This is a genomic window from Halomonas sp. TH-94, assembly GCF_057473365.1.
Map to the genome: position 1 here is coordinate 27,048 of NZ_JBYCKL010000058.1, position 19,660 is coordinate 46,707.

General features: G+C 64.3%; 22 protein-coding genes and 1 pseudogene. 13 read left to right on the forward strand and 10 right to left on the reverse strand.

What is annotated here, in order from left to right; all coding sequences use genetic code 11:
* Positions 1-43: 43 nt before the first annotated feature.
* The 7 genes from AC2VNO_RS11235 to AC2VNO_RS11265 all read left to right on the forward strand — a co-directional run bounded on the left by AC2VNO_RS11235 (position 44) and on the right by AC2VNO_RS11265 (position 6,113).
* Positions 44-568 (forward strand): TIGR02444 family protein, encoded by a 525-nt coding sequence (locus tag AC2VNO_RS11235; RefSeq protein ID WP_486934206.1) that lies wholly within the window; start codon positions 44-46, stop codon positions 566-568.
* 101 nt (positions 569-669) lie between these two features.
* Entirely contained in the window at positions 670-1,689 is a 1,020-nt protein-coding gene (locus AC2VNO_RS11240) for a TRAP transporter substrate-binding protein (protein ID WP_228575075.1), read from the forward strand.
* Positions 1,690-1,889: 200 nt separating this feature from the next.
* Positions 1,890-2,477, forward strand: a complete 588-nt coding sequence (locus AC2VNO_RS11245) for a TRAP transporter small permease (protein ID WP_228575077.1) — start codon at positions 1,890-1,892, stop codon at positions 2,475-2,477.
* Between the two features lie 23 nt (positions 2,478-2,500).
* Positions 2,501-3,784: a TRAP transporter large permease gene (locus tag AC2VNO_RS11250; RefSeq protein ID WP_486934207.1), complete on the forward strand. Its 1,284-nt coding sequence runs from the start codon at positions 2,501-2,503 to the stop codon at positions 3,782-3,784.
* 31 nt (positions 3,785-3,815) lie between these two features.
* Positions 3,816-4,259 (forward strand): universal stress protein, encoded by a 444-nt coding sequence (locus AC2VNO_RS11255; RefSeq protein WP_228575081.1) that lies wholly within the window; start codon positions 3,816-3,818, stop codon positions 4,257-4,259.
* Between the two features lie 125 nt (positions 4,260-4,384).
* Positions 4,385-5,068 carry a BamJ family beta-barrel-assembly machinery protein gene (gene bamJ, locus AC2VNO_RS11260; RefSeq protein ID WP_228575083.1) on the forward strand — a complete coding sequence of 228 codons (684 nt, stop codon included), beginning with the start codon at positions 4,385-4,387 and terminating at the stop codon, positions 5,066-5,068.
* On the forward strand, positions 5,055-6,113 hold the full coding sequence (locus tag AC2VNO_RS11265) for an alpha/beta fold hydrolase (RefSeq protein WP_486934208.1): 1,059 nt from the start codon (positions 5,055-5,057) through the stop codon (positions 6,111-6,113). Before bamJ ends, AC2VNO_RS11265 begins: the two co-directional genes overlap by 14 nt.
* 49 nt (positions 6,114-6,162) lie before the next feature.
* On the opposite strand, the gene AC2VNO_RS11270 is transcribed toward AC2VNO_RS11265, so the two are convergent.
* Positions 6,163-6,756, reverse strand: a complete 594-nt coding sequence (locus tag AC2VNO_RS11270; RefSeq protein ID WP_486934209.1) for an SCO family protein — start codon at positions 6,754-6,756, stop codon at positions 6,163-6,165.
* On the reverse strand, positions 6,753-7,265 hold the full coding sequence (locus tag AC2VNO_RS11275; protein WP_486934210.1) for a hypothetical protein: 513 nt from the start codon (positions 7,263-7,265) through the stop codon (positions 6,753-6,755). Before AC2VNO_RS11275 ends, AC2VNO_RS11270 begins: the two co-directional genes overlap by 4 nt.
* Before the next feature lie 134 nt (positions 7,266-7,399).
* Here AC2VNO_RS11275 and AC2VNO_RS11280 point away from each other — a divergent pair, with 134 nt between their 5' ends.
* Entirely contained in the window at positions 7,400-8,317 is a 918-nt protein-coding gene (locus AC2VNO_RS11280; RefSeq protein WP_486934211.1) for an AEC family transporter, read from the forward strand.
* Between the two features lie 321 nt (positions 8,318-8,638).
* Here the strand turns inward: AC2VNO_RS11280 and AC2VNO_RS11285 are convergent, their stop codons facing one another.
* Positions 8,639-9,547, reverse strand: coding sequence for a LysR family transcriptional regulator (locus AC2VNO_RS11285; protein WP_486934212.1), 909 nt, complete (start codon positions 9,545-9,547; stop codon positions 8,639-8,641).
* A gap of 85 nt (positions 9,548-9,632) precedes the next feature.
* On the opposite strand from AC2VNO_RS11285, the pseudogene AC2VNO_RS11290 reads away from it, so the two are divergent.
* Positions 9,633-10,487, forward strand: a pseudogene (locus AC2VNO_RS11290) (DMT family transporter); the annotation flags it as partial.
* Positions 10,488-10,497: 10 nt separating this feature from the next.
* Here the strand turns inward: AC2VNO_RS11290 and trmB are convergent.
* Genes trmB through thiS form a run of 3 tightly spaced genes read right to left on the reverse strand, consistent with a single transcriptional unit; the run spans position 10,498 to position 12,322 of the window.
* Positions 10,498-11,241: a tRNA (guanosine(46)-N7)-methyltransferase TrmB gene (gene trmB, locus AC2VNO_RS11295; RefSeq protein ID WP_486934213.1), complete on the reverse strand. Its 744-nt coding sequence runs from the start codon at positions 11,239-11,241 to the stop codon at positions 10,498-10,500.
* A gap of 24 nt (positions 11,242-11,265) precedes the next feature.
* Positions 11,266-12,063: a thiazole synthase gene (locus tag AC2VNO_RS11300; protein ID WP_486934214.1), complete on the reverse strand. Its 798-nt coding sequence runs from the start codon at positions 12,061-12,063 to the stop codon at positions 11,266-11,268.
* 58 nt (positions 12,064-12,121) lie between these two features.
* Positions 12,122-12,322 carry a sulfur carrier protein ThiS gene (gene thiS / locus AC2VNO_RS11305; protein WP_486934215.1) on the reverse strand — a complete coding sequence of 67 codons (201 nt, stop codon included), beginning with the start codon at positions 12,320-12,322 and terminating at the stop codon, positions 12,122-12,124.
* A 102-nt stretch (positions 12,323-12,424) separates the two neighbouring features.
* On the opposite strand from thiS, the gene AC2VNO_RS11310 reads away from it, so the two are divergent.
* Entirely contained in the window at positions 12,425-12,829 is a 405-nt protein-coding gene (locus tag AC2VNO_RS11310; RefSeq protein ID WP_486934216.1) for a DUF423 domain-containing protein, read from the forward strand.
* On the opposite strand, the gene AC2VNO_RS11315 is transcribed toward AC2VNO_RS11310, so the two are convergent.
* Both AC2VNO_RS11315 and AC2VNO_RS11320 read right to left on the reverse strand, forming a co-directional pair.
* A complete protein-coding gene (locus AC2VNO_RS11315; RefSeq protein ID WP_486934217.1) occupies positions 12,805-13,218 on the reverse strand; it encodes a PaaI family thioesterase in 414 nt (137 codons plus the stop codon). The two genes, AC2VNO_RS11310 and AC2VNO_RS11315, sit on opposite strands and share 25 nt — an antisense overlap.
* 123 nt (positions 13,219-13,341) lie before the next feature.
* Positions 13,342-15,516 (reverse strand): malate synthase G, encoded by a 2,175-nt coding sequence (locus tag AC2VNO_RS11320; RefSeq protein WP_486934218.1) that lies wholly within the window; start codon positions 15,514-15,516, stop codon positions 13,342-13,344.
* Between the two features lie 300 nt (positions 15,517-15,816).
* Between AC2VNO_RS11320 and AC2VNO_RS11325 the strand changes: the two genes are divergently transcribed.
* Together AC2VNO_RS11325 and AC2VNO_RS11330 are read left to right on the forward strand one after the other, a co-directional pair.
* A complete protein-coding gene (locus AC2VNO_RS11325) occupies positions 15,817-16,797 on the forward strand; it encodes an alpha/beta hydrolase (RefSeq protein WP_486934219.1) in 981 nt (326 codons plus the stop codon).
* A complete protein-coding gene (locus AC2VNO_RS11330; protein WP_486934220.1) occupies positions 16,791-17,270 on the forward strand; it encodes a hypothetical protein in 480 nt (159 codons plus the stop codon). Before AC2VNO_RS11325 ends, AC2VNO_RS11330 begins: the two co-directional genes overlap by 7 nt.
* A 5-nt stretch (positions 17,271-17,275) precedes the next feature.
* On the opposite strand, the gene AC2VNO_RS11335 is transcribed toward AC2VNO_RS11330, so the two are convergent.
* Positions 17,276-18,781, reverse strand: coding sequence for a YifB family Mg chelatase-like AAA ATPase (locus tag AC2VNO_RS11335; protein WP_486934221.1), 1,506 nt, complete (start codon positions 18,779-18,781; stop codon positions 17,276-17,278).
* Positions 18,782-18,856: 75 nt separating this feature from the next.
* The gene (locus AC2VNO_RS11340) at positions 18,857-19,186 is read right to left on the reverse strand and encodes an accessory factor UbiK family protein (RefSeq protein WP_486934222.1); all 330 of its coding nucleotides are present in this window, start codon (positions 19,184-19,186) and stop codon (positions 18,857-18,859) included.
* A gap of 289 nt (positions 19,187-19,475) precedes the next feature.
* Between AC2VNO_RS11340 and AC2VNO_RS11345 the strand changes: the two genes are divergently transcribed.
* Positions 19,476-19,660: P-II family nitrogen regulator (locus AC2VNO_RS11345; RefSeq protein WP_486934223.1), on the forward strand; the 185-nt coding region annotated here is incomplete at its 3' end.

The following is a 19,660-nucleotide window of genomic DNA, read 5'->3' on the forward strand; positions in this document are numbered from 1 at the left end:
CGCGCCAGCTTGCCTTGGCGAGCCGACCGGCGTCATCCGGATCATGAGCGACGATTCTACCGCAACGCTGGCCTCCATGCGGGCCGGGCTTGCCACCGACCCGCTATGGGACTTCGCTCTGGCCTTCTATGCCCGGCCCGGGGTGGAAGCGGCATGCCTGTTGCTGCAGGACGAAGCCGATGTGGACGTGTGCGAGCTGCTCTGGCACTGCTGGCTGCACCGTCATGGCCTGGCGCTTGTCGCCGAGCCATCGCAGCTCGTGGCGATACGCCGCTGGCAGCGCGAGGTGACGGTGCCGCTGCGAGCGCTGCGCCGCCGGTTGAAGCCTGACGCCGCGCACCACGCCGGCACCGCCAATGTGCGCCGAATCATTCAACGAGCCGAGCTTGCCGCCGAACGCGAGACGCTGCTGCGATTGCAGCATTTAGCTGAGCACGACGACCTTGGGGGAGCGCTATCGGCAGCCACTTCCAATCTCGAAAACTCCCTTGCAAGCCGCTGGAAATTACAGAAAAAAGCGCAACTTTTGGCGGCTCAAACCCTTGAAAGCCAGCTTGACCCTCTGTAAGCGGCACGCTAGCCTGAAAAAAGCTGTGTAGCTTTTTGTGGCTACCTACGCCTGTCGATACCGCTTATTTCACGGGCAAAACCTGCAAGGAGAACATAATAATGAAGGCAACCAAGCTGTTGACCACTGCCAGTATCGGCGCACTGCTGTTCGGCATGTCGGCTGCCGCCCATTCCGCCAACTGGCGCTATGCGCATGAGGAATTCGAGGGTGATGTACAGGATGTATTTGCCGTCGCCTTCAAGGAATACATCGAGGAAAACTCCGATAATACCGTCCAGATCTACCGCTTCGGCGAGCTGGGTGAGTCCGACGATATCATGGAGCAGACCCAGGCCGGCATCCTGCAATTCGTCAACCAGTCTCCGGGCTTCACCGGCGCCCTGATTCCCGAAGCTCAGATATTCTTCATTCCTTACCTGCTGCCCACCGACGAAGAGACAGTACTCACGTTCTTCGAGGAGAGCAGGGCCATCAACGAGATGTTCCCGGAGCTCTACGCCGAACAGGGCCTGGAGCTGCTCAAGATGTATCCGGAAGGTGAGATGGTCATCACCGTGGACGAGCCGATCCGCACCCCGGCAGATCTGCGTGGCAAGAACATCCGCACCATGACCAACCCGCTGCTCTCCGAGACCTACCGCGCCTTCGGTGCCACACCGACGCCGCTGCCCTGGGGCGAGGTCTACGGTGGTCTGCAGACCGGCATCATCCAAGGTCAGGAGAACCCGATCTTCTGGATCGAGTCCGGCGGTCTCTACGAAGTGTCTCCGCACCTGGTGTTCACCGGTCACGGCTGGTTCACCACTGCGATGATGGCAAATCAGGACTTCTTCGACGGTCTCTCCGAGGAGGAGCAGCAGCTGGTGCGTGACGCGGCCGAAGCGGCCTACGATCACACCATGGAGCACATCTCCGGGCTCGCCGACGAGTCTTTGGCGAAGATTCAGGAAGCCTCCTCCGAGGTTACCGTGACCCGCCTGGACGAAGACGAGATCGAGGCCTTCCGCGAGCGCGCCCCGCAGGTCGAGGAGCGCTTCATCGAGATGACCGGCGACAGCGGCCGTGAGCTCCTCGAGCAGTTCAAGGCCGACCTGGAAGCCGTATCCGGCGACGAGTAAGCCACGTGCGGCTGTACGTGTGAACGTGCAAGGGGGCAGCCGGCCGGCTGCCCCCTTGTCGTTGCAGCGGCTTTACCGCTGCCTGCGGCCAATCAACGTTGAAGCGTGTAGAGCAGCACCTGACGCGAGCACGTACCCTTGATGCAACTCAACCCGACACTGTGCTTCACACTACGCAGCGGAGCCCGGAGCCTGCCAATATGGACATGAGTGAAGATGACGTCGCCGAGAAGAACTACCGTTCCACACTCCCCGGCCCTCTCGGCGTAATCGATACCTGGATCAGCCGCGCCGAGTCGCTCATTCTGGCCCTGGGCGTGATCCTGATGGCAATCAACACCGTTGCCAACGTGATCAGCCGTTTCGCCTTCGGCGAGAGTCTGCACTTCGCCGAAGAGGTCAATCGTATCCTGATCGTCATGATCACCTTTGCCGGCATCGGCTATGCGGCCCGACACGGCCGGCACATCCGCATGTCCGCTTTTTACGACGTGCTACCCACTGGCGGTCGGCGTGCGCTGATGATCTTCATTTGCCTGTTTACCGCACTGGTAATGTTCGTTCTCTGCTACTTCTCCATCGGCTACATCCAGACCCTTTACGGACGCGGCCGAGTGCTCCCCTCACTGAGTATTCCGGTATGGATGATCTATGTGTGGGTGCCCGTGGGCTTCACCGTCACCGGCATTCAGTACCTGCTCACTGCCTTCAAGAACCTCACTTCACGCGACGTCTATCTGTCGACGCATGTGGTCGATGGTTACAAGGATACCGAGACGGAAGTCTGACGCAGGATTAAGGGACAATAACCATGACAACCATCATCCTCTCCATCATGATCGTGCTGCTGTTGCTGGGTTTTCCGATGATGATTCCCTTGGCAACGGCGGCTTTCGTCGGCTTCTACATGACCTTCGGTGGAATGGGTCAGATGGAAACCCTCATCCAGCAGATGATGGGCGGCATTCGGCCTACGGCGCTGATTGCCGTGCCGATGTTCATCCTCGCCGCCGACATCATGACCCGTGGCCATTCGGCACATCGCCTGATCGACATGGTCATGAGCTTTGTCGGCCACATCAAAGGCGGACTAGCCGTGAGTACCGCCGCTTCCTGCACCCTGTTCGGTGCGGTGTCGGGCTCCACCCAGGCCACCGTGGTGGCGGTGGGTTCGCCGCTGCGTCCTCGCATGCTCAAGGCGGGCTACAAGGACCCCTTCACCCTGGCGCTGATCATCAACTCCAGCGACATCGCCTTTTTGATACCGCCGAGCATCGGCATGATCATCTATGGCGTCATTTCAGGCACCTCCATCGGTGAGCTGTTCATTGCCGGCATCGGCCCTGGGCTGTTGATCTTGCTGATGTTTTCGGCCTATTGCGTGGCCTACGCCATCATCAAGGACGTTCCCACCGAACCCAAGTCGAGCTGGCGCGAACGCCTCACCGCGGTGCAGAAGGCGCTTTGGCCGCTGGGCTTCCCGGTGCTGATCGTGGGCGGTATCTACGGCGGTATCTTCAGCCCCACCGAGGCCGCCGCCGCCTGCGTGCTCTATGCCGTGCTGCTCGAGTTCGTGATCTTCCGCTCGCTCAAGCTGCCCGACATGTACGTCATCGCCAAGTCCACCGGCCTGATCACCGCCGTGGTGTTCATCCTGGTAGCGGTGGGCAACGGCTTCTCGTGGATCATCTCGTTTGCCCAGATTCCGCAAACCCTGCTCGAGGCGTTCGGCATCAACGAAGCCGGACCGGTCGGCGTGCTGATCGCGATCTGTGTGGCGTTCTTCATTGCCTGCATGTTCGTCGACCCGATCGTGGTGATCCTGGTACTGACGCCGATCTTCGCCCCGGCCATCGCCGCTTCGGGGCTCGACCCGGTGCTGGTGGGGGTACTGATTACCTTGCAGGTGGCGATAGGCTCGGCGACGCCGCCCTTCGGCTGTGACATCTTCACCGCCATCGCCATCTTCAAGCGACCCTACTGGGAGGTAATTCGCGGCACGCCGCCCTTCGTCTTCATGCTGATCCTGTCGGCAGCGCTGATCATCATGTTCCCGCAAATCGCCCTGTTCCTGCGCGACATGGCCTTCCGCTAGCACGCCGAGCCGATGCTGAGGAGACGTTGAAATGTTCAATCGCATACTGGTACCGGTGGACGGCTCGAAGGGTGCCCTGAAGGCGCTTCAGAAGGCCGTCGGCCTGCATATGCTGACCGGTGCCGAACTTTACGTCCTGTGCGTGTTCAAGCACCACAGCCTGCTGGAGGCCTCGCTTTCCATGGTGCGTCCCGCGCAGCTCGATATTCCCGACGATGCACTCAAGGAGTACGCCACCGAAGTCGCCGTACATGCCAAGGGCGAGGCGGTGGAGCTGGGCGCCGACCCAGCCCGCCTGCGCGCCTTCGTCAAGGGCGGCCGACCTTCACGAACCATCGTACGCTTCGCCCATAAGCGTGAGTGCGACCTGATCGTGATCGGCGCCCAGGGCACCAACGGCGAGAAGAGCCTACTGCTGGGAAGCGTGGCGCAGAGAGTGGCCGGCTCCGCTCACTGTCCTACTCTGGTAGTGTGATTCACCGCGCCGGTAACGCCATGCACCATGCATGTGCGGAACCGGCACCGCCCTGATAGAGTCCGAGTACTGTTAACGAGCCTACCGCTCCCCAAACGCCCAAAGACCAATCGACAGGACTCTGCATGAAGACACTGCTGACTTCCGCCTCCTTGGCCACGCTTGTGGCCGTGGCGCCATTCGCTCTGGCTGCGCCGGAAACCGAGGATGAGCGTCTCAGCTACAGCCTTGGCATCGCCTATGGCCAGAGCATTGCCCAGGAATATCCCGAGCTCGACGTCGACGCCTTCACCGATGCCATTCGCGACATCATCGAGGGCAACGATCCGGCGATGGGTGCCGATGAGATGGCCGAGACCCTGAGCCAGTTTCAGCAGAATGCGCTGGCCAACCGCCAGGCCGAAGCCGAAGAGCTGGCCGAACACAATCTTGCCGAGGGCCAGGCCTTCCTCGCGGAGAACGCCGAACGTGAGGAGGTCACCACCACCGATTCTGGCCTGCAGTACGAGGTACTTGAGAGTGGCGACGGTGAGAGCCCGGGGCCGAGCTCCCATGTCGAGGTGCATTACGAGGGCACCCTGGTAGACGGCTCGGTATTCGACAGCTCCCTGGAGCGCGGCCAACCGCTCAGCTTCCGTGTCGATCAGGTGATCGAGGGCTGGCAGGAAGCGCTGCAATTGATGAGCGTGGGCGATAGCTGGATGTTGTACATTCCGCCCGAACTGGGTTACGGCGCCCAAGGCCAAGGTCCCATCGGACCCAATGAGACGCTGATCTTCCGCGTAGAGCTGCTCGATGTCACGGAGTGAGGGGAAGCGAAGCAAAACCTCATCACTCCTTGTCGCCGGTCTCCTGCTCACGGTCGGTGCCCAGGCCGACGAGCGATTGCCGGAGCTGCCTCGGCTGGGGATCGCCACCGATGACGTCAGTGTCATCGGTCTATCGTCGGGCGGCTACATGGCCACTCAGCTGGCCGTTGCCTGGCCGGAACGGTTCACCGGTGTGGCGGTGCTGGCGGCCGGCCCCTGGAGCTGTGCCCAGGGGGGGCTCGGTCAGGCGCTTGGTCAGTGCATGGCCACTCGCCGCGGACCACCCGACCTTGACAGCCTGGACGTTCGTCTGCGGGATTACCAGGCTCGCGGGCTTGTCGGCGAAGCGGATGCACTAGCGGAGCTGCGCGCCTTCGTCTGGCATGGGGAAGAGGACAGCGTGGTGGCTCCGGCGCTGGGTACGGCGCTTGCGGATCAGATAGCTGGCTGGCTGGCCAACCCCGACGAGCAGCTAAGGGTCGTTCACTCACCCGGTGTCGGGCACGGCTGGCCGGTTCAAGCCGACGAGCAGGTTCCACCGAGCCAGCTGGCTCAATGCCGCCTCGGGGGCGGAACCCATCTGCTTGCCTGTGACATGGACATCGCCGGCGAGGCGCTGAGCTGGCTGCACGGCTCTCAGTCGCCGCAGCCGCAAAGCAACGCCAGCGAGCTGCTGCGCTTCGACCAGGGGCCCTTTGCAGCCCGCGGCCTGGGCAAGGCAGGTTATGTGCTGATTCCCGATGGATGCGAGTCCGGTGACTGCGGGCTGACGGTGGCACTGCACGGCTGCGGCATGACCGAGGATCAGATAGATCGCGCCTTCGTGCAGTACAGCGGGCTCAACGAGTGGGCCGAAGCCCATCAGCGTGTCGTGCTCTATCCTCAGGCCACCACCAGTATGGCCAACCCCCAGGGCTGCTGGGACTGGTGGGGCTTTACCGAGAGCACCTGGCAACTCGACCCGCTCCATGACACGCGGGAAGGCGTGCAGGTCAAGGCGCTGATGGCGATGATCGAGCGGCTCGAACAGAGACCCCAAGACTAGACGCTAGCGACTGCGACGAAACTGCCAGGAGACGAGCGTGGCGATCAGCCTACCCGCCAAGCTCGTTCTGTAAAGCCGAGCGCAGCGCATGTGGTACCGGCGAATAGAGGACGCGCTGGCGAATCGTTCCCTCACGATCGACAACATAAAGCGAGGAGCTGTGGTCGATGGTGTACGCCATCGCCGACTCGGGGGTTTCCACCCTACGCCAGATCACACCGTAACGACCGGCCAACTCCTCGAGCTGCGCCTCGCTGCCGGTGGCGCCGATGAAATCGTCACCGAAATAGCCCACATATTCGGCAAGACGCTCGATGGTATCGCGCTCGGGGTCCACCGAGATCAGTACCGGCACCACTCGGCGCCGCTGTTCGTCGTCCAATCCCTCCATCACCTGGCGCATCACCGCCATGCTCATCGGACACACGTCCGGGCAGTAGGTGTAACCGAAGAACAACACGGCCAGCTGATCGTCTTCCAACTGAGTCAGCGAGAAGTCGCCCTGGGTCGAGGGCAGCTCTACCGGGCCGCCCCGCGGGCTGCCATCATCCTCGTTCTGGAACTGCTGATAGCCAACGAGCCCCCCAAGAGCCACCACGATGACCAGCGCCCCCAGCGCCATCCACATGCGTTGCCGCTTCATGGCCTACTCCGCTCTACCGTAAAATCGAACCGGCTCCCCAACCTGCCCTCGGGTGTCTCGACGACGACCTGGGCCTGCCAGCGCATGACCGATTCGGTACAGATCGGTACTTGGCCGACCCCCTCGAAACGCCCTTTATCCTGCTTGCTCAGGGGGAAGCGATGCAAGCCCATATCCATGTCGTGGCCAACGAAATCGACTCTGACCGTTTGCGCTTCGACGCCGTCCACCCGCACCTCGAGCGGCAGGAGTTCCAGCGCGCGGATACCATTACCGGCATCGATATCCAGGGTCAACGTGCGCCCTTCGCCCAGGGCGGCGCTGCATTCGACTCTTTGAAGCTCACAGGGGAACGTGGCGGGATACCAGTCGACGTCATTGCCACCGCGCAGCAGGTGCGAAGTCAGATACCACAGCGCCACGCAAAGCGTGAGCAAGGTGGCAAGGATCAGCAGACGAAGTCCCGGAAAGCGGGACTCGCCGACGTCAGGCAGAGTAGGCGCGGGCATGGCGGCGAAAGCAGCCCTTCGTAAAAGGGTGGTAAAAGGTAAGCTTAACAGCATTTATTTGCCGTCCTGGCGTGTACCGTTGTCGCAGGGTTAACGCTAGGACAGAGAAGTGGCCACGATAAGGAATAGTGAAAATGGATGGCGTCGCCGGTGCCCTGGGGCCCCTCTTTCTGTTGATACTGCTTGGTGCCGCGATGGGGCGGCTGCGCCAGCCGAACGGCGACTTCTGGGCGCAGCTCGAAAAACTGATCTATTTTCTGCTCTTTCCCGCCATGCTGGTCGCCACGCTGGCTACCGCCAATGTAGGCGAGGTCCCGGTGGTTCGTCTGGCCATTGCCCTGCTCGGCGGGATGCTGATATTCGCTGGCCTACTGTGGGCCGCACAACGCCGCCTTGGTCTGGCGCCTGCCGCCTTCACCTCGGTGTTCCAGGGCGCACTGCGATTCAACACCTACGTTGGGGTGGCCGGTGCCGCTGCGCTGCATGGCTCGGCCGGTGCCACGGTGGCGGCGGTTGCCGTGGCGCTGATGGTGCCGGTGGTCAACGTGCTGTGCGTGGCCAGCTTCATCGCGGCCGGCACGCTCGGGGCTTCGAGCCTGGGGAAAAGTCTCGCGGCGCTGGTGCGCAACCCGCTGATTCTGGCCTGTCTGGCCGGGATCGGCCTGAACCTCTCCGGCATCGGGCTGCCCGGCTGGAGCGGCGCGGCCGTGGAGCTACTGGGTCGCGCCGCCCTTCCACTCGGCCTGGTAGCCGTTGGCGTCGCTCTGCGCCCCCAAGCCCTGCTGCGCCTGGATCGCGGGGTGTGGACCGCCAATCTGGTCAAGCTGTTGTTGATGCCCGCGCTGGTATTCGGCTTGGCGCTGCTGCTGGGTCTGGACGCCGTTAGCCGCGATGTGGCGCTGCTGTTTGCCGCCCTGCCCACGGCCACCTCGGCCTATATCCTGGCCCGCCAGTTAGGGGGCGATGCCGAGCTGATGGCCGCCCTGATCACCGGTCAGACGCTGCTCGCCATGGCCACGCTGCCACTGTGGTTGCACCTGGCGGGAAGCTGAAATAAAAAACATTCGCATTCGTGTTGACGGAGAGAATGAGAATGACTTACATTGAAGGCGTGGTGTTGATGAGGCACCACGGCCATTAGGGGAACCGCCAGTTTCCCGCTATGGTTTCTCCCCCTCATTGCTAGTCACGGTCTTGCCTGCGCCTCCCCTGGAGGCGCTTTTTTTGTGCAAAAACACATCCCCCTCATTGCTGCATTTCACCAAGTCAGGGTCTTGCCTGCGCCTCCTCTGGAGGCGCTTTTTTTGTGCAAAAACACATCCCCCTCATTGCTGCGCTTCACCCGGTCACGGTCTTGCCTGCGCCTCCCCAATTCATCCTGCCGTGGCACCGCGCCAGGGCCCTCGCCCCCGCAGGCGTTCGCACAGAAGTTCGGCCAAGGCCTCGGCAGCGGGCCGCGAGCCCGGCGCGATCGTACGGGCGAAGTGCAGCTGTGCCTCGCAGCGTCCGAGCGTAGGCAAGCCCTCGGCCTCGCCCAGCTCACGCATGGCGGGGGTCAGGCGTTCGCGGTCGAGCACGCTGACTGCAAGCCCCATCTCTACCGCCCGTTCGATGGCGTGAATACTGGTACTGGTAAATACCGGGTACCAAGGCCTGCCCAGCCGCTCAAGGGCTTCGGTTGCCAGCGCCCGGTAGGGGCAGTCGACCTCATGCAGGGCCAGCGGCAGGCTGCCACGCTCGGTCAGGTTGGCGGCCCTGGGAGCAGCCCATACCGGCGTGGTGCGCCATAGCGTCTCGCCGCCGGGAAGTGCGATGGGACGATCCAGTATCACGGCCAGGTCCAGTCGCGAGCGCTCCAGCTGGCGCACCAGTTCGCCACTGGTGGCAGTGACCGCCTGAAGCAGCACCTCGGGATGGCGCGAGGTGAATTCGGGCAGCACATCGCCGAGCAGCTCCCGGGCATAATCCTCGGGTAGGCCGAAGCGCACCTTCCCGCGCAGGCCGCGCCCGGCGTAACGGGCGAGGATGGCATCGTGCATGCGCAACAGTTCACGCGCTTCCTGCAACAGTGCCTCACCCGTGGCGGTGGGAACGACCCCCTTTGGGCCACGTTCCAACAGCCGAACATCGAGCTGTGACTCCAAACGTTTGATCTGCATGCTCACGGCGCTGACGGTACGGTGGCGCTGCTCGGCTGCCGCTGCCAACGAACCGAGCTGTACCGCCGCCTGGAAACTGCGCAGCAGCTCGAGGTCCAGCGTCGCCACAGAGACTTCAGACATATTGAACCCTGGATGAAGAAATTATCACTTCATTGAAACCTTAAAGACCTTCAAGCTCAAGGCATCAAGAACCGAGGAGTGAATGATGCCGCCTCAGGCCCTATCGCTATTGATCGCCGTCGGCTTCGTGGTTTGCTGGAGTTCGGGGTTCGTCGGTGGTCGGCTTACCAGCGAGCTCGAGACGCCGGTACTCAGCCTGTTCGTCTGGCGCTTCCTGCTCGCCAGTCTGCTGGTGGCGCTATGGTGCCGGTTGAGGCTGGGCGCCGTGCCGACGCTTCATGTCATGCGCCGCGAAATGGCCGTCGGCAGCCTGACCATGGGCGGCTATCTGCTGGGAGTGATTCTGGCGATCGACCTGGGTGTCAGTGCCAGCGTCACAGCACTCATTGCAGCCTTGCAGCCGCTGCTGGCGGCAGCCTTGGCTGGCCGCTGGCTGGGTGAGCGCCTGGGCGCATGGGGCTGGATGGGAATGGCGCTGGCCACTCTCGGCGTGGCGCTGTGCGTGGGTGACGACATGCGACAGCCGCAGGGGGCTCCAGCCTGGGCCTACCTGCTACCGCTGCTGTCGGTCGTGTCGGTAACGCTCGGCAGCCTGCTGGCGGTACGTAAGGGACCGGTATTGCCGCTGTCGGCCGCGCTGCTGGCTCAGCTTCTCGCGGCCAGCGGTATCTTCCTGGTGGCGACCTTGGCGATGAGCGCTGGCAAGCTTGAACTGCCTGGCATGGAGCCCCCCATGCTGATGGCGATGGGCTGGCTGGTGGTGCTGTCGAGCCTGGGAGGCTACGGCTTCTTCGTCGCCAGCCTGCGCCGGCTTGGCGTCACCCTGACGTCGACCCTGGTGCATCTCACCCCGGCGGTGACGCTGCTGTGGGCCGCGGCAATGTTCGGCGAGCGCCTCGGCCCGTTCGGGCTGATGGGAATGACGCTCGCCGGAGCGGGTGCCGGCCTGGCTATTCGCAGCGCTCGAAGATCAAATCCCACACCCCGTGACCCAGCCGCTCGCCGCGCGCCTCGAACTTGGTCAGCGGGCGAAACTCGGGGCGCGGCACATAGGGTGCCGTCTCCGGTGTCGCCGTATTGACGAAGCCCGGCGCTGACGACATCACCTCCGCCATCCACTCGGCGTAGGCCTGCCAATCGGTGGCCATGTGCAGCTTGCCGCCCAACTTGAGACGGCTACGGATGAGCTCTACAAAGGCGGGCTGAACGATGCGGCGCTTATGGTGCTTCTTCTTCGGCCAGGGGTCGGGGAAGAACAGCTGCAGGGTGTCGAGGCTCGCTTCCGGCAGGCACTGCTCGAGCACCGCCAGAGCATCCTCGCGGTAGACACGGATATTATCGAGGCCGCGCTTGTCGGCCTCGTCGAGCAGCTTGCCCACGCCCGGCGCATGCACCTCGATGCCGATGAAATCGGTATCGGGATGGGTTTCGGCCTGCTCGATCAGCGAAGCGCCCATACCGAAGCCGATCTCCACCACCCGCGGCGCCTGGCGCCCGAACAGCACATCGAGCTCCTGGCGCCCCTCGGCCAGGGTCAGGCCCAGTCGCGGCCAGACATCTTCCAGACCGCGGGTCTGCGCCTGGGTCATCCGCCCGGCACGCAGTACGTAACTCTTGATGCCACGCCGATGCAGCGGGGCATCCGGCCCTTCAGGGCCGGTGGTTGAGGCGGTGTCGCGTTGCTGATCGCTCATGAAGTTCGCTGTGGCTCCGGTGGTTCAGCCGTTGATGCGGCCGGCAAAGGGAGAGGAGGGGTCGGCGCTCTGGCGACGCGGCATACGCCCGGCGAGGAACGCTTCGCGGCCGGCTTCGACGGCTTTCTTCATGGCGCTGGCCATCAGGATCGGCTGGCGGGCATGGGCGATGGCCGAGTTCATCAGTACGCCGTCGCAGCCCAGCTCCATGGCCATGGCGGCATCGGAAGCGGTACCGATACCGGCATCCACCAGTACCGGCACGCCGGCCTGTTCGATGATCAGGCGAATGTTGTACGGGTTCTGGATACCGTGGCCGGAACCGATCAGCGAGCCCAACGGCATGATCGCGCAGCAGCCCAGACGCTCGAGCTCCTTGGCCACGATGGGGTCGTCGCTGGTATAGACCATCACGTCGAAGCCATCGTTGAGCAGCTCCTCGGCCGCCTTGAGGGTTTCGGTCACGTTGGGGTAGAGCGTCGCGTCATCGCCCAGCACCTCGAGTTTGACCAGCTTGTGCCCGTCGAGTAGCTCACGGGCCAGCTTGCAGGTACGCACGGCGTCCTTGGCGGTGTAGCAGCCGGCGGTATTGGGCAGCAGCGTAAAGCGCTCCGGCGGCACCACGTCGAGCAGGTTGGGCTGGCCGGCCTCCTGGCCCAGGTTGGTGCGGCGCACGGCAAAGGTGACCACTTCGGCGCCCGAGGCAGCAATGGCATCGGCCGTCTCGTCGAAATCCTTGTACTTGCCGGTACCGACCAGCAGGCGAGAGGAAAAGGCGTGGCCGGCAATTCGCAGCGGCTGGTCCTGGAAAAAATCTGTCATCGCATGGGCCTATGTCTGTACGGGGTCTAGGGCGGGAGATGGTCGACGAAACGGCGTGCTAGCCGCCGCCGATGGCGTGGACGATCTCGATGCGGTCGCCGTCGGCAAGACGCGTGGAGTCGTGCTCGCTCTTGGGCACGATCTCCTCGTTGCGTTCGACGGCGATGCGCCGCCCGGCAAGGCCAAGTGTGTCGACCAACTGCGCCACCGTGAGGCCGGGGTCAAGGTCACGGGACTCACCGTTGAGCTGGATCTGCATGGCGTCCTCTCCAGTTGACGAGTGTCGCGGGCCCATATTGTAGCCCCTCCGCGCCTCCCGCGGTACGGTAGGCGTCCAACCTCATGGGCAGGAGGCAATGCGATGCACGACCGCGGGTGGTGGTGCCTGGTGGCGCTATCGGGTGCGCTGACGGTAATGGCGGGCGCTTTTGCCGCCCATGGCCTGCAGGGCCAGTTGCCGGAGCGGCTGGTGGCCGCCTTCGAAACCGGCGTGCGCTATCAGATGTGGCATACCCTGGCGATGCTCGGCGTGCTGGCCTGGCGCGCCTCCCGACCCCGCCGCGGCCAATTTGCCGTGCTGGGCCTCTGGACCGCTGGCGTATTGTTGTTCTCCGGCTCTCTGTATGTCATGGCGCTGACCGGCATGCGCGGCCTGGGCATGGTCACGCCCTTCGGTGGTGTACTGCTGATCGCCGGCTGGCTGACGCTCGCTTTCTGTGCGCTGCGCGACGGAGCCGGGAGTCAGTCCGAATCCGGCAGGACGTAGGTGGCGGTGACCAGCGCCACCGGGGCCTCGTCACCGGCAGAGAAGAGCTGCACCTCACCCACCGCCAGGCGGCGACCCAGCTTGAGCAGGCGAGCCGTGGCGATGATATCTCGATCGCCCCGCGGCCGACGCAGGAAGCGGCAGTGCAGGTCGCTGGTGACGGCCATCGGCTCCGGGCCGATCTGGCCGAGGATGGCCACATAGAGGCACACGTCGGCCAACCCCATGAGGGTGGGGCCGGAGACGCTGGAGCCAGGTCGCAGGTGCTCGTCCTCGATGGCCAGACTCATGGTGGCCCGCATGTCATCGACGGCCTCGATGGTACCGATACGCTGAGGGAACACCTCGTCGAGAAAGTCTTCGATGGCGGCGGCAGTCATCACGGTCATCGGCAGGCTCCTGGTGAAGTTGTCGGTCTGGTGGGCCGAAACGTAAACGCAGTCAACATAACCCAAAGCGCCCCGGGGGGGTACCCGGGGCGCTAGGGCCTGGCTCAGCCTTGCATCAAGGCATCAGTGTGCCTTGTGCACCGCACGCCAGTGGTGCAGCAGCGGCTCGGTGTAGCCCGAGGGCTGCTCGCGGCCCTTGAAGACCAGGTCGCTGGCGGCCTTGAACGCGGTCGAGGCCGCAAAGTCGGCGCTCATGGCCTTGTAGGCCGGGTCGCCGGCGTTCTGTTCGTCGACCACCTTGGCCATGCGCTCCAGCGTCTTCTGCACGCGCTCGCCATCGACCACGCCATGGTGGAGCCAGTTGGCGATGTGCTGGCTGGAGATACGCAGGGTAGCGCGATCCTCCATCAGACCCACGTCGTGGATATCGGGCACCTTGGAGCAGCCCACGCCGTGTTCGACCCAGCGCACCACGTAACCGAGGATGCCCTGGCAGTTGTTGTCGAGCTCCTGTTGCAGCTCGGCGTCGGACCACTCGGCCTTCTCCGCCACCGGCACGGTGAGCAGGTCGTCCAGCAGATCGGGCTCGCCCTGGGCTTCCAGCTCACGCTGGAGTTCGCTGACATCGACCTGATGGTAGTGCAGCGCGTGCAGCACAGCAGCGGTGGGCGACGGCACCCAGGCGGTATTGGCACCGGCCTTGGGGTGGCCGATTTTCTGCTCGAGCATGGCCGCCATGAGGTCCGGCATGGCCCACATGCCCTTGCCGATCTGAGCGCGGCCGCGCAGGCCACAGGCCAGGCCGACCTGGACGTTGTTGCGCTCGTAGGCGCCGATCCAGGCGGAGTTCTTCATGTCGCCCTTGCGGATCATCGGGCCCGCTTCCATGGCGGTGTGCATTTCGTCGCCGGTGCGATCGAGGAAGCCGGTGTTGATGAAAACTACCCGTGACGCAGCCTCGGCGATGCACGCCTTGAGATTGACCGAGGTGCGGCGCTCCTCGTCCATGATGCCCATCTTGAGGGTGTCGCGGGACAGGCCGAGCAGGTCCTCGATGCGGCCGAACAGCTCGTTGGAGAAGGCGACTTCCTTCGGCCCGTGCATTTTCGGCTTGACGATGTAGACCGAACCGCTGCGCGAATTGCGGGGCTCGTTCTCGCCCTTCTTGAGGTCGTGCATGGCCAGCAGGCTGGTGACGATGCCGTCGAGGATACCCTCGGGCAGCTCGTTGCCGTCGGCGTCGAGCACCGCCGGAGTGGTCATCAGATGGCCGACGTTGCGCACGAACATCAGTGAACGGCCGGGCAGCGTCAGGCTGCCGCCGTCCGGCGTGGCATAGGTGCGATCGGCATGCAGGCGACGGGTGAACGTCTTGCCGCCCTTGGCGATGGCCTCTTCCAGGTCGCCCTTCATCAGGCCCAACCAGTTGGCGTAGACGCCGACCTTGTCCTCGGCATCGACCGCTGCAACGGAGTCCTCGCAGTCCATGATCGCGGTGAGCGCGGCCTCGACCAGCAGATCCTTGACGCCGGCCGGGTCGGTCTTGCCGATGGGGTGGCTGGGATCGATCTGAATCTCGAGATGCAGGCCATGGTGAGCGAGCAGGATCGCCTCGGGGCTCGCCGCGTCGCCGGTGTAGCCCACCAGCTTGCTCGGGTCCTTCAGGCCGCTCTCGCTACCCCCTTCCAGAGACACCACCAATTGGCCGTCGCGCAGCACGTACTTGACGGCATCGCGGTGAGAGCCGGTAGCCAGCGGCGCGGCCTGGTCGAGCACGCCGCGGGCGTAGGCAATGACCTTGTCGCCACGCTTGGGGTTGTAGCTCGTGCCCTTCTCGGCACCGCCCTCCTCGGAGATGGCGTCGGTGCCGTAGAGCGCGTCGTAAAGGCTGCCCCAGCGGGCGTTGGCGGCATTCAGCGCATAGCGTGCGTTGCTCACCGGCACCACCAGCTGCGGGCCGGCCTGGATGGCCACCTCGCGGTCGACATTGGCGGTGGAAACCGTAACCTTGGAAGGCGCCTCCACCAGGTAGCCGATCTCCTCGAGAAAGGCGCGATAAACGCTCATATCGCGCACCGGGCCGGGGTTCTGACGATGCCAGGTGTCCAGCTGAGACTGCAGACGTTCGCGCTCAGCGAGTAATTCACGGTTTTTCGGTGTCAGATCATGAAAGATTGCATCGACCCCGGCCCAGAAGCTTTCGCTATCGATACCGGTACCGGGCAGGGCCTTATCGTTGATGAAGCGGTCCAGTTCAGCGGCCACCTGGAGACGATGGCGAGTGACGCGTTCGGACATGGAAGAGTCTCCTCCTGCGTGGCGGCCGATCAGTGCCTTCGGCCAGCCGCAATTCGTGGGGGTGATACCACTGCGAAGGGGCCAATTTTGTGGAAAACTGTTCCACATGTAAACCCGAGGAGAGGTCTACCCTACTAGACATAGGGTTAAGACGCGGATTTCTGACCAAATGGTCAATAAAGTTGGCTGTCACAGCAGTTGCTCACCGACAGCATGGCCGGTAGCGGGCCCGACTGCACGCTCAGTGTTGCTGTAACGAAAGGAATCGAGGGGAAACACGTTGATCCGCTGGAGCATGATATGACCGACTTTACACCCCTGCAGGCCCTGGGACCGGTGGCCCCTTTTCGCTCAAGCGAGCCTTCGCTGGCGAATTATCTGGCACATTACGGCCTAGCGCCGCTGCTCAGCGAGAACATCGGGCTCTACGTGGGCTACACCGATACCCAGCGCTATCAACTCTGGACCCAGGTATGGAGCCCGGAGGAACCCATCGGCACGGTGTTCGTGGTGCATGGCTACTACGATCATCTGGGGCTCTACCGTCATCTGCTGGAGAAGCTGCTGGAACGGCGCTGGCGCGTGGTGCTGTGGGACCTGCCGGGGCACGGCCTGTCGAGCGGAAAGCGCGCCTGTATCGACGATTTCGCCCACTATGGCGAATGCCTGGGTGCGCTACAGGAGCAGCTGGAAGCCAGCGGGCTGGCCCCGCGACCCTGGCTCGGCATCGGTCAGAGCACCGGAGCCGCCATTCTCGCCACCGATGCCTTGAGCCGGCCGGATGAGAACTGCTGGGCGGGCCTGGTGCTGCTCGCTCCCCTGGTGCGCCCCACCGGCTGGCCCCAGGCTGGCTGGCTGCACTCCCTGGTAGGGCCTTTCGTTCAGAGCCTGCCTCGCCGATTCGGCGCCAACTCCACCGATGCCGAGTTCGCCGCCTTCCTGCGCGAACGCGACCCGCTGCAGCCCGAGCACCTATCGCTCAACTGGGTCAGCGCCATGCGCCGCTGGATGCCCCAGCTGCTTGCCCTTCCCCCCAGCGACATTCCCACCCTTATCCTGCAAGGGGAGCAGGACGCCACCGTGGACTGGGAGTGGAACCTGGAGGTGCTGAAACGCAAGTTCCCCAATGCCCGGATCGAACGCCACCCGGAGGCCCGTCACCATCTGGTCAATGAGGCCGAGTGCATACGTGATGCCCTGTTCCGCTCTCTCGACGGCTTTATCGACGAGCTGGAGCAGCACGTCGCGCCGACCGCTCAGGAGCGAATCTCCCGATGCTGAGACACATCGCACTACTCGTGCTGTTCGCTCTACTTACCGGATGTGCCGCCCAGCCCCCCGAACCCGACCCCATTCGCCGTGCGCTGCAGAACCTCAGCGATCGCGCCGTCGCTCGGGTGATGGAGGTGGATGCACTGCAGCCCCCTGCGGATCAGGTACTGCTGCTGGTCGCGCCGCAGGTGGACGAAAGCCTCGAGATCGAAAGCGACCGCTTCCTGGAGAGCCTCACCCGCGCGCTGCTGGGCGCTAGCGACGGCCCCCAGGTAATCGACTGGCGCCCCGCCATGAGCGGCGTAGGCGGCGATCATCAGTGGCGGCTCAAGAGCCATCTGGAGGCCACCGCGCCGCGCCTGCGCCTGACCGACCGTGACCTGTTGCCCTATCGTCTGGTGCTCTCGCTGCATCGCCCCGATGACGACGACGCCCTGTGGCAGACCGAGGTCGAAGGGGCATTCGACGCCACCGCGCTGTAATCTCGTCAGCCTTGGCGCAATTGACGATCGAGCTGGCGATAACCGATCGCCTCCATCAGCTCGCCGCGCTCCGGGTGCGGCTTTTCGGCCAGGTCGGCCAAGGTCAGCGCCACCCGTAGCACCCGGTGGTAGGCCCGCGCCGAGAGCCGCAGGCGCTCGAGCACGCCGGCCAGCCAGGCGCGGTCGGCCGTCGAGAGGGCGCAGGCCGCCTCCAATTCGCGTCCGCCAAGGTGGGCGTTGAGTGCACCTCGGGCATACTGGCGCTCGCGAGCGGCCACGACCCGGGCGCGAACCTCCGCCGAGCTCTCCCCCACCTCGCGGGAGGTCAGCTGTTCCGGCGGCAGCGCCGGCACTTCGATCTGCAGGTCGATACGGTCGAGCAGCGGTCCCGAGAGCCGCGACTGGTAGCGCTGAATCTGCGCCGCGGTGCACTGGCAAGCCTGGCGTGGGTCGCCAAGGTGGCCGCAGGGGCAGGGATTCATCGCCGCCACCAGCTGAAAGCGGGCCGGAAAACGGCGCTCATGGTTGGCCCGGGCGATATGAATGCGCCCCGACTCCATCGGCTCGCGCATCACTTCTAGCACGTGACGGCTGAACTCGGGCAGCTCGTCGAGAAACAGTACGCCGTGGTGAGCCAGCGAAATCTCCCCGGGACGTGGCCAGGAACCGCCCCCCACCAGGGCCACCGCGCTGGCGGTATGGTGGGGAGAGCGAAAAGGCCGGCGCCCCCACTGCTCGGCCAGCGGCAGGCCGCACACCGAGCGGATGGCGGCCACTTCGAGGGCCTCCTCCTCGGTGAGTTCGGGCAGGATGCCGGGCAGGCGGCTCGCCAGCATGGTCTTGCCGGTGCCGGGAGGACCGGCGAAAAGCAGATTGTGCGAGCCGGCGGCGGCGATCTCCAGCGCCCGGCGCGCCTGATGCTGGCCACGCACCTCGGCCAGGTCGCCCTCGCGGGAGTCGAAGACCGGCGGTTTTTCGAGCCGGTGTGCAGCGATGGGCTTCTGGCCCAGCAGGTGGGCCATCACGTCGAGCAGGTGCTCGGCCGGCAGCACCTGCAGATCGCCGGCCAGCGCCGCCTCGTCGGCGTTCTCTCTGGGCACGATCAGCTTGCGTCCGGCCCTGCGAGCGGCAAGCGCCAGCGGCAGCACGCCGCTGATGGGGCGCAGGCGGCCGTCCAACGCCAGCTCGCCGACACTCTCGATGCCCTCCAGCGCCTCCCCTGGCACCTGCCCCGAAGCCACCAGAATGCCCAGCGCAATGGGCAGGTCGACGCGCCCGCCGACCTTGGGCTGGGCGGCGGGCGCCAGATTGAGCACGATTCTTCGCGTATTGGGGAAGTCGAAACCGGCGTTGACCAGGGCACTGCGCACCCGCTCGCGGCTCTCCTTGACGGCGGCCTCGGGCAGGCCGACCAGAGTCATTCCCGGCAGGCCATTGGCCAGGTGTACCTCGACCTGCACCTCGGGCGCTTCCAGCCCCAGGCCGGCCCGTGTGGCAACGATCGCCAGCATCTCGCGGTCCCTCGCATTCCATTTGCGTAAGGGCTAGATACTAGCACTGTGCCAGAACAGGCTCTCCACGCTGGCTCAGCGCTTGGCTTCGCCGGGTTCGCCGTCGCCCTTGGCCGCATCCTCGGGCAGCGTGAGCGTCGCCTTGGTCACCGGGGTCTCCCGTGCGACAAACGCCTTTTCCAGTGCCTCGACCTGCTGTTCGAGCGCTTCGACCCGAATACGCGTGCGCTGCAGCACGTCCATCAGAATGTCGAAATCTTCCCGCGACACCAGCTCGAGGCGATCGAAGGCGCCGCGTACCACCTGCTGAATGCCCTTCTGCAGCTCTTCCGGTGCCTGAGCGGCGCCCTGAAGGCGTTCGCCCAGCTGCTGAGCCAGCCGACTGATGGGGTCCTGATTCGCCATGGTGCGCTTCTCCTTTGCCTGCACATTTGCCCTACAGCATACGCAAGGCCTCGTGACGACGCATGTCTCTTCTAGCGCCCTGTGATAGCGCGCTTGCGTCGAGCGCGAGCACCAAAATGGTGCGCAACGCTTCGCCACCCTGCGCCATCGCGGCGCAAGGCATGCTTGTAATAAATCGCAACCGACTGTTTGTGAGAAATAAAAATCCGCTTTGGCACGATCCGAGCATAAGGAGGCGTACAGCCGGCAGGCGACCCCCGCCGCCACCATTTCAGCAGGGAGAGACGCGATGAAGCTCATTACCGCCATCATCAAGCCGTTCAAGCTCGACGACGTGCGCGAAGCCTTGGCCGACAACGGCGTTCAGGGCATCACCGTGACCGAAGTTAAGGGCTTCGGTCGCCAGAAAGGCCACACGGAGCTCTACCGCGGTGCCGAATACGTCGTCGACTTCCTGCCCAAGGTGAAGGTCGA

Bases quoted from the DNA above. Each gene is read 5' to 3' on its own strand.
- AC2VNO_RS11235 (WP_486934206.1), top strand. From the start codon at position 44: ATGAGCGACGATTCTACCGCAACGCTGGCCTCCATGCGGGCCGGGCTT.
- AC2VNO_RS11240 (WP_228575075.1), top strand. From the start codon at position 670: ATGAAGGCAACCAAGCTGTTGACCACTGCCAGTATCGGCGCACTGCTG.
- AC2VNO_RS11245 (WP_228575077.1), top strand. From the start codon at position 1,890: ATGGACATGAGTGAAGATGACGTCGCCGAGAAGAACTACCGTTCCACA.
- AC2VNO_RS11250 (WP_486934207.1), top strand. From the start codon at position 2,501: ATGACAACCATCATCCTCTCCATCATGATCGTGCTGCTGTTGCTGGGT.
- AC2VNO_RS11255 (WP_228575081.1), top strand. From the start codon at position 3,816: ATGTTCAATCGCATACTGGTACCGGTGGACGGCTCGAAGGGTGCCCTG.
- bamJ (WP_228575083.1), top strand. From the start codon at position 4,385: ATGAAGACACTGCTGACTTCCGCCTCCTTGGCCACGCTTGTGGCCGTG.
- AC2VNO_RS11265 (WP_486934208.1), top strand. From the start codon at position 5,055: ATGTCACGGAGTGAGGGGAAGCGAAGCAAAACCTCATCACTCCTTGTC.
- AC2VNO_RS11270 (WP_486934209.1), bottom strand. From the start codon at position 6,756: ATGAAGCGGCAACGCATGTGGATGGCGCTGGGGGCGCTGGTCATCGTG.
- AC2VNO_RS11275 (WP_486934210.1), bottom strand. From the start codon at position 7,265: ATGCCCGCGCCTACTCTGCCTGACGTCGGCGAGTCCCGCTTTCCGGGA.
- AC2VNO_RS11280 (WP_486934211.1), top strand. From the start codon at position 7,400: ATGGATGGCGTCGCCGGTGCCCTGGGGCCCCTCTTTCTGTTGATACTG.
- AC2VNO_RS11285 (WP_486934212.1), bottom strand. From the start codon at position 9,547: ATGTCTGAAGTCTCTGTGGCGACGCTGGACCTCGAGCTGCTGCGCAGT.
- trmB (WP_486934213.1), bottom strand. From the start codon at position 11,241: ATGAGCGATCAGCAACGCGACACCGCCTCAACCACCGGCCCTGAAGGG.
- AC2VNO_RS11300 (WP_486934214.1), bottom strand. From the start codon at position 12,063: ATGACAGATTTTTTCCAGGACCAGCCGCTGCGAATTGCCGGCCACGCC.
- thiS (WP_486934215.1), bottom strand. From the start codon at position 12,322: ATGCAGATCCAGCTCAACGGTGAGTCCCGTGACCTTGACCCCGGCCTC.
- AC2VNO_RS11310 (WP_486934216.1), top strand. From the start codon at position 12,425: ATGCACGACCGCGGGTGGTGGTGCCTGGTGGCGCTATCGGGTGCGCTG.
- AC2VNO_RS11315 (WP_486934217.1), bottom strand. From the start codon at position 13,218: ATGACCGTGATGACTGCCGCCGCCATCGAAGACTTTCTCGACGAGGTG.
- AC2VNO_RS11320 (WP_486934218.1), bottom strand. From the start codon at position 15,516: ATGTCCGAACGCGTCACTCGCCATCGTCTCCAGGTGGCCGCTGAACTG.
- AC2VNO_RS11325 (WP_486934219.1), top strand. From the start codon at position 15,817: ATGACCGACTTTACACCCCTGCAGGCCCTGGGACCGGTGGCCCCTTTT.
- AC2VNO_RS11330 (WP_486934220.1), top strand. From the start codon at position 16,791: ATGCTGAGACACATCGCACTACTCGTGCTGTTCGCTCTACTTACCGGA.
- AC2VNO_RS11335 (WP_486934221.1), bottom strand. From the start codon at position 18,781: ATGCTGGCGATCGTTGCCACACGGGCCGGCCTGGGGCTGGAAGCGCCC.
- AC2VNO_RS11340 (WP_486934222.1), bottom strand. From the start codon at position 19,186: ATGGCGAATCAGGACCCCATCAGTCGGCTGGCTCAGCAGCTGGGCGAA.